The organism is Bacillus niameyensis (assembly GCF_001375535.1).
GTDB classification, from domain to species: Bacteria; Bacillota; Bacilli; order Bacillales; family Bacillaceae_C; genus Lederbergia; species Lederbergia niameyensis.
The window spans coordinates 1,380,070-1,394,243 of the sequence record NZ_LN831197.1 but is presented as its reverse complement, the minus strand read 5'-3'; the positions used below and the strand labels follow the sequence as shown (position 1 = coordinate 1,394,243).

Sequence of the window (14,174 nt, the reverse complement as noted above, 5' to 3'; positions counted from 1 at the left end):
AAATTATATCCCGCCAGTGAAAACAACGTTTTGGAGCTTCCGAATAATGGCGGGAACTGGTGGCTTGCTTATTTTCGCAAGTGCACTAGGTTTATTCCTATTGTGGCGTAAGAAACTTGTTGACAGTACTCTTTATTTGAAATTGCTGATTCCTATAATTTTCTTTCCGTTTATCGGAAACTCATTTGGCTGGATAATGTCCGAAATTGGCCGGCAACCTTGGGTCGTAAATGGATTGATGCTAACAGAAGATGCGGTTTCTCCAAATGTTAGCGCAGGTCAAATATTATTCTCGCTAATTTCTTTTTCATTAATTTATACTGCATTAGCAGTTGTCATGGTGTATCTCTTTATCCGGGTTATTAAACAAGGTCCTCATGAAAAGCCGAAAGAGGATGTAACAACGTCAGATCCTTTTGATGTAGGAGGGGTTCAAAATGCAGCTAAGTGAGTTATGGTTCATTCTCGTTGCTGTTTTGTTTGTCGGTTTCGTCTTTTTGGAAGGATTCGACTTTGGTGTCGGTATGAGCACAAAGTTTCTAGCAAAAAATGAGTTGGAAAAGCGGATGCTTATTAATTCAATCGGACCATTTTGGGATGCGAATGAAGTATGGTTAATTACAGCAGGTGGTGCAATGTTTGCTGCATTTCCACACTGGTATGCAACACTTTTCAGCGGATATTATTTGCCATTCGTCATTCTTTTACTTGCTCTAATTGCAAGAGGAGTTAGTTTTGAGTTTAGAGGAAAGGTCGATTCGAAAGCTTGGACAAAAGTTTGGGATTGGGCTATTTTTCTAGGAAGTATTTTACCGCCATTTTTACTCGGTGTTTTATTTTCAAGTTTAATAAAAGGACTTCCAATTGATGAGAACATGAATATGCATGCAGGTTTCTTTGACTTCGTTAACGTCTATACGGTTGTCGGTGGAATTGCATTTGTCATGCTAGCTTATTTGCATGGGCTAATGTTTGTCAGTTTAAAAGTAACAGGCCCATTAAGAGAAAGAGCGCGTGCAGCTGCTCTGAAAATATATTTAGCAGGTGGAGCTGTCGTTGTTTTATTTACGCTCTTAACGATGGTTTACACAGATGCTTTTTCGGAAAAGGGCTATGTTCTTTATCCGTTATATGGTGTTGCTATTGCATTGTATTTGTTGCTATTCCCATTATTGCGTAACAAAAAGGAAGGTTACAGTTTTACTGTGACAGGATTGATTTTGATATTGGTCACTTCCTCATTCTTTATTGCGCTCTTTCCAAATGTCATGATCAGTTCAACGGATATGATCAATAACATTACAGTATACAGTGCCGCATCTGGTCAATATTCATTAAAAATAATGTCCATTGTTGCATTAACGCTGGTGCCAATAGTACTTGGGTATACGATTTGGAGCTACTATATTTTCCGGAAGCGAGTTTCACATAAGGAGCATTTAGAACATTGATGGATAAACAACTTCTCCATTATAAGGGTAGTAAAAAGTTAATATTAATCGTGGGTATGTTGACTGTCACTCAGGCGATTGCCATCATTGTTCAGGCGATTTATTTGTCAGATGCAATTGTAAAAATGTATAAGGGGACTGCTTGGAATGCGGTCCTCTCTTCCTTTTTATGTTTTTTGGGAGCTTTGATCGCTCGGCACTTTTTACAGTGGCTAAAAGAGAAGTGGGCTTATCGCTTTGCTGATCAGACTTCACTTGATTTTCAGCAACGTCTAATTGAAAAAACATTCCAACTTGGTCCTCGGATTGTAGGGCAAGAAGGATCGGGTAATATGATTACATTGTGTCTGGAAGGGATTCCAAACTTCCGAACTTATTTACGCTTATTTATTCCAAGGGCGATTGCAATGGCTTGTATCCCACTTGCTTTATTGGTGTATATAGCGATAATCGATTTTTCATCTGCTATTATTTTGGCAGTGGTTCTGCCAGTAATGATCATCTTTTTAATCTTATTGGGACTTGCCGCACAAAAACAAATGGATGCACAATGGGCGACATACCAACTACTTTCACGTCATTTCGTTGATTCATTGCGAGGGCTTGTTACACTAAAATTTCTTGGTAAGAGTAAAGGTCATCAAGAGGCAATCGGAGTTGTTAGTAACAAATACCGCATTGCAACGAATCGAACACTTCGTGTCGCATTCTTATCGACATTTTCATTAGACTTTTTTTCAAGTCTTTCTGTTGCGATTGTTGCGGTGGAGCTAGGGTTACGTTTAATTAATGGAAATATTGATCTTGCTCCTGCTTTGCTTATTCTCATATTAGCACCCGAATATTTTCTGCCTATCCGAGAACTTGGGAATGATTATCATGCGACGATGGATGGCAAGGAGGCCGGGGAGAAAATTCACGAAGTGCTTGCGAAGGAGAGCGATGAAGATTCTGTATATGAAGAGAATACAGCTTTATGGAATGAAAAAAGTAAGCTTGTTGTGAAAGGGCTAGATCAATATTCAAATGAAGAAGATCGTTTCTTACTAAAAGATATTCAATTCGAAGTATCTGGTTTTAAAAAGATCGGGATTGTCGGAACATCTGGTGCTGGTAAATCTACGTTAATCGATATCTTATCTGGTTTTACAAAACCAACAAGTGGAGATATTCAAGTGAATGAAGTAAGCGAGCCGCACTTTTCAACTCCACATTGGCAAAAACAGGTCACGTATATTCCTCAGCATCCTTATATTTTCTCTGGAACGATTGCAGAAAATATTGCTTGGTACGCGCCAGATCAGCCGATCGAGAAAATTAAACAAGCTGCTGAAAGAGCTGGTTTAGCAAATTTAATTGAAAGTTTACCAAATGGGTTAAATGAAAAAATTGGGCAAGGTGGCCGTGAGCTAAGTGGCGGAGAAGAACAGCGAGTTGCTTTGGCACGTGGCTTACTGCAAAATCGCCCAGTCACGCTCTTTGATGAACCAACAGCTCATTTAGATATCGAAACAGAGCATGAACTAAAGAAGACGATTTTATCTTTAATGGAAGGAAAATTAGTCTTTTTTGCGACTCATCGTCTTCATTGGATGAAAAACATGGATCTGATTATCGTTTTAGATCAAGGGAAGATTGTTGAGATAGGAACGCATGAAGAACTTTGCAAGGGGAATGACTCGTATTCACGGTTGGTGGAAGCGCACAGAGGGGGGATTCAAAATGATGAGGTTATTTAAAAAATATATCCAGCCCTATCTGAAGCAGTACAAGTGGTTTGTTGTAGCTACTGTTCTGTTAGGCGTCCTCACTATATTAGTGTCCTCGATGCTCACTTTTACTTCTGGTTACTTAATTACGAGAGCATCAGAAATGCCAGCTACGATTTTACTTTTATATGTCCCAATTGTAGGTGTTAGAGCTTTTGGAATTTCAAAAGCAGTTACTCGTTATTTGGAACGTCTATTTGGACATAATACCGTCTTGAAAATTTTAGCTGATATGCGGGTTAAACTATACAACATGCTTGAACCTCAAGCACTGTTCATTCGCTCACGTTTTCAAACAGGTGATTTACTTGGGACATTAGCTGACGACATTGAGCATTTGCAAGATGCCTACATTCGAACGATATTTCCAACTGTGACCGCCATATTTATCTTTGTGTTTTCAGTCGTAACCTTTGCTTTATTTGATTGGAAGTTTGCGATTTGGATCGCTATTTGCTTAGGGTTAGTTGTTTTTGTCTATCCCTTGTTATCACTCTATTTTTTGAAAAAGAGGCAGATAGAACTAAAAGAAAAAAGAAAATATTTGTATCAATCATGGACAGATACTTTATTTGGCTTAAGTGACTGGATTATTAGCGGAAGAACTAAGTCATATGTTCAAAAATTTATGGAACAAAGTAGGGATAGTCATCAAGTTGAAAAAAAAATAGCCGCTTGGAACCACACACGTACTTTTCAATTGCAAGTTATCACAGGATTGATTCTCATATTTGTTGGAGTTTGGGCAGGAATGGCTGCAGGAAACGGAGAAATAATCCCAACGTATATTGCCGCTTTTACATTAGTCATATTCCCTATCATGGAAGGGCTCATGCCCGTTTCTGAAGCGGTGGAAAAGCTGCCTTCGTATCAAGAATCTCTACAAAGAATTGAAAACATTGAGATAAAGCCTGAAGTAATGAAAGAAAAGATTTTAATACCACAACAACCAAATATTTCAATCCAAAATATTTCTTATCGTTATACGGAAGATCAGGCTGAGGCAATAAAAAACATGTCTCTACAAATACCATATGGTAGCAAGGTAGCAATATTAGGAAAGAGCGGTGCTGGGAAATCTACTCTTCTACAATTACTATTAGGTGTTCTGCCTCCTTCTGAAGGAAAAATTGAAATCGGAGAACATGCTCCTGAACAATTTGGGGATCAGATATATGACGTGATAAGTGTTTTGAACCAAAAACCTTATTTATTTGCGACTACAGTTGGAAATAATATTCGACTTGGGAAAAGTGAGGCAACAGAGGAAGAGATTGATCGAGTCATTAAACAAGTGAAGCTGGATGATTACATCTTTTCTTTACCCAAGGGAATCAATACGCAAATGGAGGAGACAGGTCAGCGCTTTTCTGGGGGAGAAAGACAGCGAATTGCATTAGCACGTATTTTATTGAAAAATACGCCGATAGTCATTCTTGATGAACCTACTGTTGGTCTAGATCCGGTGACGGAAGGGGGTCTATTAAAAACAGTGTTTGCTGGGTTAAAGGGAAAAACGATGATCATGATTACCCACCATTTAATGGGGATGGAGCAAATGGATCAAATCATTTTCTTAGATGAAGGTCAGATTGCTATGTGTGGTACACATGAGGAATTAATGGCGGATAGTCAGCGATATCGTGAGTTGTATTTAATGGATTGTGGAGAACTATAGTGTAGCAGTCACCAAGAGAAAGTCTTGGTGACTCCTTTAAAAAGGTTCAAAGCGCTGTTTTAAAGAGTATTGCTCCTTATAAATTTTCATTTTGCTGGTTAATTTCCTCCTCGGCAAGATCAATATTAGTTGTCTCGATAGCACGGTGCTTGTCCAAGGAATCTCCTGGTTCTAAATTATTGTAGTTTGCTCGAATTAGCATTTTTACAGGGTCAACTAATGTCTTCTTTTTACCTTCTCTTTTCACGAGTTACAACCCCTTTCGAATGGTTACTTGTTTATTGTCCCAAATTTTAGGTAAAATATGATGAATTCTTAAATAGAGGTGAGACAGATGCGGGACATTATAGTTAAAAGAATTTATGAACCATACAATCAAAATGATGGCACTCGAGTATTAGTGGATAGGGTATGGCCACGCGGGATAAAAAAAGAAGATGCTAAGTTAGATACTTGGCTTAAATCCATTGCGCCTAGCACAGAGTTAAGAAAATGGTTTGGCCATAAGCCTGAACGATTTGCAGAGTTCAAAGCCAAATATATAGAGGAAATGAAGAATGATAATAAGAAAAGGCAAGAATTTGAAAAACTTTGCGAACTTGCTAAAGAGAATAAGATAACTCTGTTATTTGCAGCTAAAGACGAAAAATACAATAATGCCGTTGTTTTAAAAGAGAAATTGTTGGAGCAACTAGGGAAATAGTTAAATATGGCGACTTTTTGACAACTGCTCCAAACCTATTGCGGTATGTAAAAAACCATTGTATAGTTAAGATATAGAAAGTTAGTGAAATAATTCACAATAAAACAAAAGATGAATTCATCCCCTAAGCGCACTAATATTTTTTTAATAAATCATGTGAATGATTTCACAAAAACTTTTACATTATAAGGAGTGAGTGAAATGAATAAATGGTATGAAAATCGTTGGGTAGCAATTGTTTGGGCTGCTTTAAGAATATGGTTAGGTGTTCAATGGTTAGAAGCTGGTTGGCATAAATTAGGTGCATTTGATGCAGGTGGCTTTTTACAGGGGGCGATCGCCAAAGCTGGCGGAGAAGCTCCAATCGTTCAAGGCTGGTATGCAGCATTCTTAGAAAACTTTGCCCTTCCAAACGTAGGAATTATTAACTTCCTAATCCCAGTTGGTGAAATTCTAGTAGGACTTGGACTTATCGTCGGAGCGTTAACAGTACCAGCTTTAATTGCCGGAGCTTTCATGAACTTGAACTTCTTGCTTGCAGGAACGATCAGCACAAACCCGACTTTACTAGCTATCGCAGTTATTCTCCTATTCGTACACAAAGGAACAGTCTACTATGGAGTGGATCACTTCGTAACATTGAATACTATTAAAAACTTTAAAAACACGAATTTCTTTAAGAAAATTCGTGGAGCAGGAGCTCATTAATTAACATGATAAACGGGAAAGTAGAAAAATACTTTCCCGTTTTTTAAAAGAAATAAATGAAGTACTGACTATTTACGCTTATTCAATTAAGGAGGAAGTGATCATGCCTAAGAGAATTTATCGCCAATTATCAGCTGTGATCTTCACTATATTTAGAGTATGGCTTGGCCTTCAATGGCTAAATGCAGGTTGGCATAAATTTGGAGCATTTGATGCAACAGGCTATCTTACCGATTCGATTAATAAAATCTATAACGGAGTTTTTCCGTTTCGAACTTGGTACGCGGCCATACTTGATTCGATTATTTTACCTAATGTTAAAGTGATTAATGTCCTAGTACCGTGGGGTGAAATGCTTGTTGGTTTTGGTTTAATTGTTGGAGCCCTTACTTTACCTGCACTTGTAGGTGGTGCCTTTATGAATACGAATTTTTACCTATCGGGTGCCTTTAGTACAAATCCTACACTTTTAGCTCTAGCTATTTTTCTAATAATCTTTAAAAATGAAACCATTCACTATAGTCTCGACCGTTTTTTATTCCCGAATATTTATGAAAAAGTAAAAAGGAAAAAGATGATTAATCATGTGCATGAGGCTGTTTGATAAAAAAGTTTCGAAAACTTAAAAAAGAAATAGAAATTCAATACAAGAGACAAACAAGAAGATGTCCAAATTAATGATTTTTTGGATAGATTCTTGTTTATTGCTATTTTCGTTTGTAAAATTTGACGAAATAAAAGGGTTTTTAAAAAGATCATCGAAAAANGTGACCGCCATATTTATCTTTGTGTTTTCAGTCGTAACCTTTGCTTTATTTGATTGGAAGTTTGCGATTTGGATCGCTATTTGCTTAGGGTTAGTTGTTTTTGTCTATCCCTTGTTATCACTCTATTTTTTGAAAAAGAGGCAGATAGAACTAAAAGAAAAAAGAAAATATTTGTATCAATCATGGACAGATACTTTATTTGGCTTAAGTGACTGGATTATTAGCGGAAGAACTAAGTCATATGTTCAAAAATTTATGGAACAAAGTAGGGATAGTCATCAAGTTGAAAAAAAAATAGCCGCTTGGAACCACACACGTACTTTTCAATTGCAAGTTATCACAGGATTGATTCTCATATTTGTTGGAGTTTGGGCAGGAATGGCTGCAGGAAACGGAGAAATAATCCCAACGTATATTGCCGCTTTTACATTAGTCATATTCCCTATCATGGAAGGGCTCATGCCCGTTTCTGAAGCGGTGGAAAAGCTGCCTTCGTATCAAGAATCTCTACAAAGAATTGAAAACATTGAGATAAAGCCTGAAGTAATGAAAGAAAAGATTTTAATACCACAACAACCAAATATTTCAATCCAAAATATTTCTTATCGTTATACGGAAGATCAGGCTGAGGCAATAAAAAACATGTCTCTACAAATACCATATGGTAGCAAGGTAGCAATATTAGGAAAGAGCGGTGCTGGGAAATCTACTCTTCTACAATTACTATTAGGTGTTCTGCCTCCTTCTGAAGGAAAAATTGAAATCGGAGAACATGCTCCTGAACAATTTGGGGATCAGATATATGACGTGATAAGTGTTTTGAACCAAAAACCTTATTTATTTGCGACTACAGTTGGAAATAATATTCGACTTGGGAAAAGTGAGGCAACAGAGGAAGAGATTGATCGAGTCATTAAACAAGTGAAGCTGGATGATTACATCTTTTCTTTACCCAAGGGAATCAATACGCAAATGGAGGAGACAGGTCAGCGCTTTTCTGGGGGAGAAAGACAGCGAATTGCATTAGCACGTATTTTATTGAAAAATACGCCGATAGTCATTCTTGATGAACCTACTGTTGGTCTAGATCCGGTGACGGAAGGGGGTCTATTAAAAACAGTGTTTGCTGGGTTAAAGGGAAAAACGATGATCATGATTACCCACCATTTAATGGGGATGGAGCAAATGGATCAAATCATTTTCTTAGATGAAGGTCAGATTGCTATGTGTGGTACACATGAGGAATTAATGGCGGATAGTCAGCGATATCGTGAGTTGTATTTAATGGATTGTGGAGAACTATAGTGTAGCAGTCACCAAGAGAAAGTCTTGGTGACTCCTTTAAAAAGGTTCAAAGCGCTGTTTTAAAGAGTATTGCTCCTTATAAATTTTCATTTTGCTGGTTAATTTCCTCCTCGGCAAGATCAATATTAGTTGTCTCGATAGCACGGTGCTTGTCCAAGGAATCTCCTGGTTCTAAATTATTGTAGTTTGCTCGAATTAGCATTTTTACAGGGTCAACTAATGTCTTCTTTTTACCTTCTCTTTTCACGAGTTACAACCCCTTTCGAATGGTTACTTGTTTATTGTCCCAAATTTTAGGTAAAATATGATGAATTCTTAAATAGAGGTGAGACAGATGCGGGACATTATAGTTAAAAGAATTTATGAACCATACAATCAAAATGATGGCACTCGAGTATTAGTGGATAGGGTATGGCCACGCGGGATAAAAAAAGAAGATGCTAAGTTAGATACTTGGCTTAAATCCATTGCGCCTAGCACAGAGTTAAGAAAATGGTTTGGCCATAAGCCTGAACGATTTGCAGAGTTCAAAGCCAAATATATAGAGGAAATGAAGAATGATAATAAGAAAAGGCAAGAATTTGAAAAACTTTGCGAACTTGCTAAAGAGAATAAGATAACTCTGTTATTTGCAGCTAAAGACGAAAAATACAATAATGCCGTTGTTTTAAAAGAGAAATTGTTGGAGCAACTAGGGAAATAGTTAAATATGGCGACTTTTTGACAACTGCTCCAAACCTATTGCGGTATGTAAAAAACCATTGTATAGTTAAGATATAGAAAGTTAGTGAAATAATTCACAATAAAACAAAAGATGAATTCATCCCCTAAGCGCACTAATATTTTTTTAATAAATCATGTGAATGATTTCACAAAAACTTTTACATTATAAGGAGTGAGTGAAATGAATAAATGGTATGAAAATCGTTGGGTAGCAATTGTTTGGGCTGCTTTAAGAATATGGTTAGGTGTTCAATGGTTAGAAGCTGGTTGGCATAAATTAGGTGCATTTGATGCAGGTGGCTTTTTACAAGGGGCGATCGCCAAAGCTGGCGGAGAAGCTCCAATCGTTCAAGGCTGGTATGCAGCATTCTTAGAAAACTTTGCCCTTCCAAACGTAGGAATTATTAACTTCCTAATCCCAGTTGGTGAAATTCTAGTAGGACTTGGACTTATCGTCGGAGCGTTAACAGTACCAGCTTTAATTGCCGGAGCTTTCATGAACTTGAACTTCTTGCTTGCAGGAACGATCAGCACAAATCCGACTTTACTAGCTATCGCAGTTATTCTCCTATTCGTACACAAAGGAACAGTCTACTATGGAGTGGATCACTTCGTAACATTGAATACTATTAAAAACTTTAAAAACACGAATTTCTTTAAGAAAATTCGTGGAGCAGGAGCTCATTAATTAACATGATAAACGGGAAAGTAGAAAAATACTTTCCCGTTTTTTAAAAGAAATAAATGAAGTACTGACTATTTACGCTTATTCAATTAAGGAGGAAGTGATCATGCCTAAGAGAATTTATCGCCAATTATCAGCTGTGATCTTCACTATATTTAGAGTATGGCTTGGCCTTCAATGGCTAAATGCAGGTTGGCATAAATTTGGAGCATTTGATGCAACAGGCTATCTTACCGATTCGATTAATAAAATCTATAACGGAGTTTTTCCGTTTCGAACTTGGTACGCGGCCATACTTGATTCGATTATTTTACCTAATGTTAAAGTGATTAATGTCCTAGTACCGTGGGGTGAAATGCTTGTTGGTTTTGGTTTAATTGTTGGAGCCCTTACTTTACCTGCACTTGTAGGTGGTGCCTTTATGAATACGAATTTTTACCTATCGGGTGCCTTTAGTACAAATCCTACACTTTTAGCTCTAGCTATTTTTCTAATAATCTTTAAAAATGAAACCATTCACTATAGTCTCGACCGTTTTTTATTCCCGAATATTTATGAAAAAGTAAAAAGGAAAAAGATGATTAATCATGTGCATGAGGCTGTTTGATAAAAAAGTTTCGAAAACTTAAAAAAGAAATAGAAATTCAATACAAGAGACAAACAAGAAGATGTCCAAATTAATGATTTTTTGGATAGATTCTTGTTTATTGCTATTTTCGTTTGTAAAATTTGACGAAATAAAAGGGTTTTTAAAAAGATCATCGAAAAAGATTAAGGAGACGGTGAGTAAAGGATGTTGTAAATGAGTCAAAAATGGTTAGAATGGGCGAGAAGAATTCAAGCGCTATCACAGGCAGGACTCGCTTTTTCAAAAGATATTTACGATATTGAGCGTTTTGAAGAACTTAGAAAAATTAGTGTTGAAATCATGACAGAGTATACAGACATGAAGATGGAGAAGGTCATAGATTTATTTGCAAATGAAACAGGTTATCAAACTCCGAAAATTGATGTAAGAGGAGTTATCTTTCGCGAAGAAAAGATATTAATGGTGAAAGAAAAAAACGACGATAAATGGGCGTTGCCAGGTGGTTTTTGTGATATTGGGCTTTCACCTGCCGAAAACATTGTGAAAGAGATACAAGAGGAAGCTGGGTACATAACTCAAACAAAAAAATTACTTGCCCTGTTTGATGCTAATCAACATCCGCATCCACCGCAACCGTATCATTACTATAAAATTTTTATTGAATGTGAAATTATCGGAGGACAAGGTTTAAGTGGAGTTGAGACGAGTGATGTCCGCTTTTTTGCGGAAAAGGAATTACCTCCTTTATCAAAAAATCGCAACACGGAATCACAAATCCAATGTTTATTTGAATTTTTAAGGGATCCTGAAAAAGAAACTGTTTTTGATTAAGGAAAAGGAGATTTTACATAATGAAACCAAATGTTGTCATGATCATGGTCGATCAAATGCGATTTGATTGTTTAAGTGTTGCCGGTCATCCGGTAGTAGAAACACCTAATATTGATCAGCTTGCCCATGATGGAGTTAGATTTACAAATGCTTATACTGCGACACCAACATGTGTACCTGCTCGAGCAGCTGTAATGACTGGAATGTCGCAACGATCACATGGTCGTGTTGGCTATCAGGAACGGGTACACTGGGATTATCCACATATGCTTCCAGAAGAGATGAGTAGGGCTGGATACCACACACAATGTATCGGCAAAATGCATGTCTATCCAACCCGAAATTTATGTGGTTTTCATAATGTTGTTTTACATGATGGATACTTACATCATAATCGAATGAAGAATACTCCTGTTCATGAATCTTTTGACCAGACAGATGATTATTTACCATGGCTTCGGGAACGGTTAGGAGGCCACCGCGATTTATCCGATCTCGGTTTAGATTGCAATGCATCAGCTGTCAGCCGTCCATGGCATTTGCCTGAAGAATACCATCCTACTAATTGGGTTGTTACACAATCGATTGATTTTCTAAGGCGGAGAGATCCAAGAAAACCGTTTTTCTTAAAAATGTCATTCGTACGACCACACCCGCCATTTGATCCACCGCAAGCTTATTTTGATTATTATATGAGCCTCGATATAGACGAACCGGTAATAGGTGATTGGGCTAGTGGAGATGATCCAACAGGAGAAGGGCTGTTGCCAACAACAGGTGGGGGCAAGGTTCCAAAACAACGACTCAAAAGAGCACGTGCGGCTTATTATGCACTGATTAATCATATTGATGATCAAATTGGCCGCTTTATGCAAACGTTGATTGAATATCAATTATATTATAATACCGTTTTTCTATTTGTCTCTGATCATGGTGAGCTATTAGGAGATCATAATTTATTAAGAAAAGCATTGGCTTATGAAGGCAGTGCAAAAGTTCCGTTTATCCTTGCTGATCCAGGTAACCAGTTAGGTCTAAGAAGGGGGGAAACTTGTGATAAAGTAGTGGAACTTAGAGATATAATGCCGACTATTTTAGATGCAGGTAAAGTATCAATTCCTGACACTGTTGAAGGGGAAAGTGTTATTCCACTTGCACAAGGTCAAGAATTAGAATGGCGGGAATATATCCATGGTGAACACGCCTACGGATCACTATCCCATCATTATATTGCAAATGGTAAAGAGAAATATATTTGGTATTCTCAATCAGGGGAAGAACAATATTTTGATTTGGAAAAAGATCCGTATGAACTGAAAAATCTAATTCAAGATCAGGAAGTTTCCGAGAAAGTAGCAGAATTAAGAAAGACTTTAATCGAAGAACTTGAAGGTAGAGAAGAAGGATATACAGATGGAACTAAGTTAATCGTTGGAAAATCGGCACAGACTATTTTAAAGAATGTGTAGTCATACATTTTGAAGGGGAGATTTTCTTTTGAAAATACAATTACTTGGTACTGCCGCAGCGGAAGGATACCCAGCAGTATTTTGTAAATGCGATTCTTGTAATCGTGCCAGAGAACTTGGGGGGAAAGATATTCGGACAAGAACATCGGCGATTATTGATGACTTTCTAAAAATCGATTTTCCTCCTGATACTTTCCATCATGTTTTAACTCATAATCTTGATCTAGGTAGCATAGAACATCTTTTGTTTACTCATACACATCACGACCATTTTCATCCAGAAGATATAAGGATGAGAACGCCGATATTTGCGCATGCCATTCAATACCCTTTGAATATTTATGGGAATGATGTTGTGATGGCGAAATGTCAAAATGTATTAGCAGCTTCTAAGGAATCGTTTAAACTCCATCGAATTCAACCATTTGAAAAAGTTCAAATTGGTGATTATCAAGTAACGCCTTTGCCAGCCGATCATAATCCGATGGAAACATGTCTACTTTTTTATATTGAAAAAGGAAATAAACGATTATTATATGGCCATGATACAGGTTGGTTTCCCGAGCCAACATGGAGTTTTTTAGAGGACAAGCAATTAGATATTGCTATACTAGACTGTACGAATGGCTTAATACAAGGCAGAAGAAATCATATGGATATTGACGCAGTCAAGGAAATTAAAGCGATATTTACCGATAAGAGTATAATTAATCCAACTTCTAAAGTAATCGCAACCCATTTTTCGCACAATATTAATTTGTCCCATCAAGCTTTACAAAATTTGTTGGAACCAGCCGGAATTGAAGTTTCCTATGATGGCATGATAATCGAAATATAAAAAATGGCTGTTTGGAAGTCAGTACGTACTGATTTTCTGAACAGCTTTTTTATAGCCAAACTTCAAACTGGCAATTTTTGTATTGGAAGAGTGATTTAAGGAAGGTGTTTTGAAAAGGCTCAGAAAAAAATGAAATTCACAAAAATCTGTCTCTGAGCAGTGATGTTCAAACGCGAAAATCCACCTTCAAACCGTGCTCAGAGACATTTAGTAGAGATTAAGAAGTAAAAGCCCTTATGGACAAATGCTTTTTAGTGCTTAGCCCGTTTATCGGCAGCGTCTGCTCTTCTCATTGCTTCCAGATCATGTTGGTCGGCTATTTCCTGGGAAAATTCTACATCATTGCCATCGGATTTCATATTTTTCGGTACCTGTGGTAGTTTTTGCTTATTTTTATCGCGCTTTTTATTTCGATCATCGCGTCCCATTTTTTTTGCCTCCTTTTTTGCTATATAGCTAAGTGTGTTACCCCAATAGCTTGTTCAATTTCTTGAAATTTAACCCTTGCCTTTTCGTAGGTAGTCAGTATATCCTCCTGCTTTATCTGCACGTTTGAATTCTTTTGCATATAGTACTTCTTGGGTTGTTGATAAGGTGCTTTTCGTTTCGTTCTTCTTATTTTTACTCATAGAAATCAGCTCCCTTTAAATTTACTTTC

General features: G+C 37.2%; 18 protein-coding genes. 14 read left to right on the top strand and 4 right to left on the bottom strand.

Going from position 1 to position 14,174, the window contains the following annotated elements:
* From BN1243_RS06915 to cydC (BN1243_RS06900), 4 genes are all read left to right on the top strand, one after another.
* Positions 1 to 451 (top strand): cytochrome ubiquinol oxidase subunit I (locus BN1243_RS06915; protein ID WP_195892078.1); only part of this gene is annotated, 451 nt, incomplete at its 5' end.
* A complete protein-coding gene (cydB, locus tag BN1243_RS06910; RefSeq protein WP_062105463.1) occupies positions 438 to 1,451 on the top strand; it encodes a cytochrome d ubiquinol oxidase subunit II in 1,014 nt (337 codons plus the stop codon). The genes BN1243_RS06915 and cydB, both read left to right, overlap by 14 nt.
* Positions 1,451 to 3,190 (top strand): thiol reductant ABC exporter subunit CydD, encoded by a 1,740-nt coding sequence (gene cydD / locus BN1243_RS06905; protein ID WP_062110456.1) that lies wholly within the window; start codon positions 1,451 to 1,453, stop codon positions 3,188 to 3,190. The genes cydB and cydD overlap by 1 nt, the downstream gene beginning before the upstream one ends.
* Positions 3,177 to 4,898 (top strand): thiol reductant ABC exporter subunit CydC, encoded by a 1,722-nt coding sequence (cydC, locus tag BN1243_RS06900; RefSeq protein ID WP_062110458.1) that lies wholly within the window; start codon positions 3,177 to 3,179, stop codon positions 4,896 to 4,898. The genes cydD and cydC (BN1243_RS06900) overlap by 14 nt, the downstream gene beginning before the upstream one ends.
* A 76-nt stretch (positions 4,899 to 4,974) precedes the next feature.
* Here the strand turns inward: cydC (BN1243_RS06900) and BN1243_RS22000 are convergent, their stop codons facing one another.
* Positions 4,975 to 5,145 carry a hypothetical protein gene (locus BN1243_RS22000; RefSeq protein ID WP_154669813.1) on the bottom strand — a complete coding sequence of 57 codons (171 nt, stop codon included), beginning with the start codon at positions 5,143 to 5,145 and terminating at the stop codon, positions 4,975 to 4,977.
* An 87-nt stretch (positions 5,146 to 5,232) separates the two neighbouring features.
* Here BN1243_RS22000 and BN1243_RS06895 point away from each other — a divergent pair, with 87 nt between their 5' ends.
* The 4 genes from BN1243_RS06895 to cydC (BN1243_RS06880) all read left to right on the top strand — a co-directional run bounded on the left by BN1243_RS06895 (position 5,233) and on the right by cydC (BN1243_RS06880) (position 8,381).
* Complete coding sequence (locus tag BN1243_RS06895; protein ID WP_062105461.1) at positions 5,233 to 5,601, top strand: DUF488 domain-containing protein; 369 nt, start codon at positions 5,233 to 5,235, stop codon at positions 5,599 to 5,601.
* Positions 5,602 to 5,802: 201 nt separating this feature from the next.
* The gene (locus BN1243_RS06890; RefSeq protein ID WP_062105460.1) at positions 5,803 to 6,309 is read left to right on the top strand and encodes a DoxX family protein; all 507 of its coding nucleotides are present in this window, start codon (positions 5,803 to 5,805) and stop codon (positions 6,307 to 6,309) included.
* A 103-nt stretch (positions 6,310 to 6,412) separates the two neighbouring features.
* Positions 6,413 to 6,913, top strand: coding sequence for a DoxX family protein (locus BN1243_RS06885; protein WP_062105459.1), 501 nt, complete (start codon positions 6,413 to 6,415; stop codon positions 6,911 to 6,913).
* Between the two features lie 61 nt (positions 6,914 to 6,974).
* Positions 6,975 to 8,381 (top strand): thiol reductant ABC exporter subunit CydC, encoded by a 1,407-nt coding sequence (gene cydC / locus BN1243_RS06880; RefSeq protein ID WP_062105462.1) that lies wholly within the window; start codon positions 6,975 to 6,977, stop codon positions 8,379 to 8,381.
* 76 nt (positions 8,382 to 8,457) lie between these two features.
* Here cydC (BN1243_RS06880) and BN1243_RS21995 read toward each other — a convergent pair whose 3' ends face one another.
* Entirely contained in the window at positions 8,458 to 8,628 is a 171-nt protein-coding gene (locus BN1243_RS21995) for a hypothetical protein (protein WP_154669813.1), read from the bottom strand.
* An 87-nt stretch (positions 8,629 to 8,715) separates the two neighbouring features.
* Here BN1243_RS21995 and BN1243_RS06875 point away from each other — a divergent pair, with 87 nt between their 5' ends.
* The 6 genes from BN1243_RS06875 (at position 8,716) to BN1243_RS06850 (ending at position 13,516) form a co-directional block, all read left to right on the top strand.
* On the top strand, positions 8,716 to 9,084 hold the full coding sequence (locus BN1243_RS06875) for a DUF488 domain-containing protein (RefSeq protein WP_062105461.1): 369 nt from the start codon (positions 8,716 to 8,718) through the stop codon (positions 9,082 to 9,084).
* 201 nt (positions 9,085 to 9,285) lie between these two features.
* Entirely contained in the window at positions 9,286 to 9,792 is a 507-nt protein-coding gene (locus tag BN1243_RS06870; RefSeq protein ID WP_062105460.1) for a DoxX family protein, read from the top strand.
* 103 nt (positions 9,793 to 9,895) lie between these two features.
* Positions 9,896 to 10,396 carry a DoxX family protein gene (locus BN1243_RS06865; RefSeq protein ID WP_062105459.1) on the top strand — a complete coding sequence of 167 codons (501 nt, stop codon included), beginning with the start codon at positions 9,896 to 9,898 and terminating at the stop codon, positions 10,394 to 10,396.
* Positions 10,397 to 10,591: 195 nt separating this feature from the next.
* Positions 10,592 to 11,209: an NUDIX hydrolase gene (locus BN1243_RS06860; protein WP_062105458.1), complete on the top strand. Its 618-nt coding sequence runs from the start codon at positions 10,592 to 10,594 to the stop codon at positions 11,207 to 11,209.
* A 20-nt stretch (positions 11,210 to 11,229) separates the two neighbouring features.
* Positions 11,230 to 12,678 carry an arylsulfatase gene (locus tag BN1243_RS06855; RefSeq protein WP_195892077.1) on the top strand — a complete coding sequence of 483 codons (1,449 nt, stop codon included), beginning with the start codon at positions 11,230 to 11,232 and terminating at the stop codon, positions 12,676 to 12,678.
* 28 nt (positions 12,679 to 12,706) lie between these two features.
* Positions 12,707 to 13,516: an MBL fold metallo-hydrolase gene (locus BN1243_RS06850; RefSeq protein WP_062105456.1), complete on the top strand. Its 810-nt coding sequence runs from the start codon at positions 12,707 to 12,709 to the stop codon at positions 13,514 to 13,516.
* A 251-nt stretch (positions 13,517 to 13,767) separates the two neighbouring features.
* Here BN1243_RS06850 and BN1243_RS21355 read toward each other — a convergent pair whose 3' ends face one another.
* Together BN1243_RS21355 and BN1243_RS21585 are read right to left on the bottom strand one after the other, a co-directional pair.
* Complete coding sequence (locus BN1243_RS21355; protein WP_069201771.1) at positions 13,768 to 13,944, bottom strand: YfhD family protein; 177 nt, start codon at positions 13,942 to 13,944, stop codon at positions 13,768 to 13,770.
* A 69-nt stretch (positions 13,945 to 14,013) separates the two neighbouring features.
* Positions 14,014 to 14,145, bottom strand: a complete 132-nt coding sequence (locus tag BN1243_RS21585) for a YfhE family protein (protein ID WP_084781837.1) — start codon at positions 14,143 to 14,145, stop codon at positions 14,014 to 14,016.
* Positions 14,146 to 14,174 lie beyond the last annotated feature (29 nt).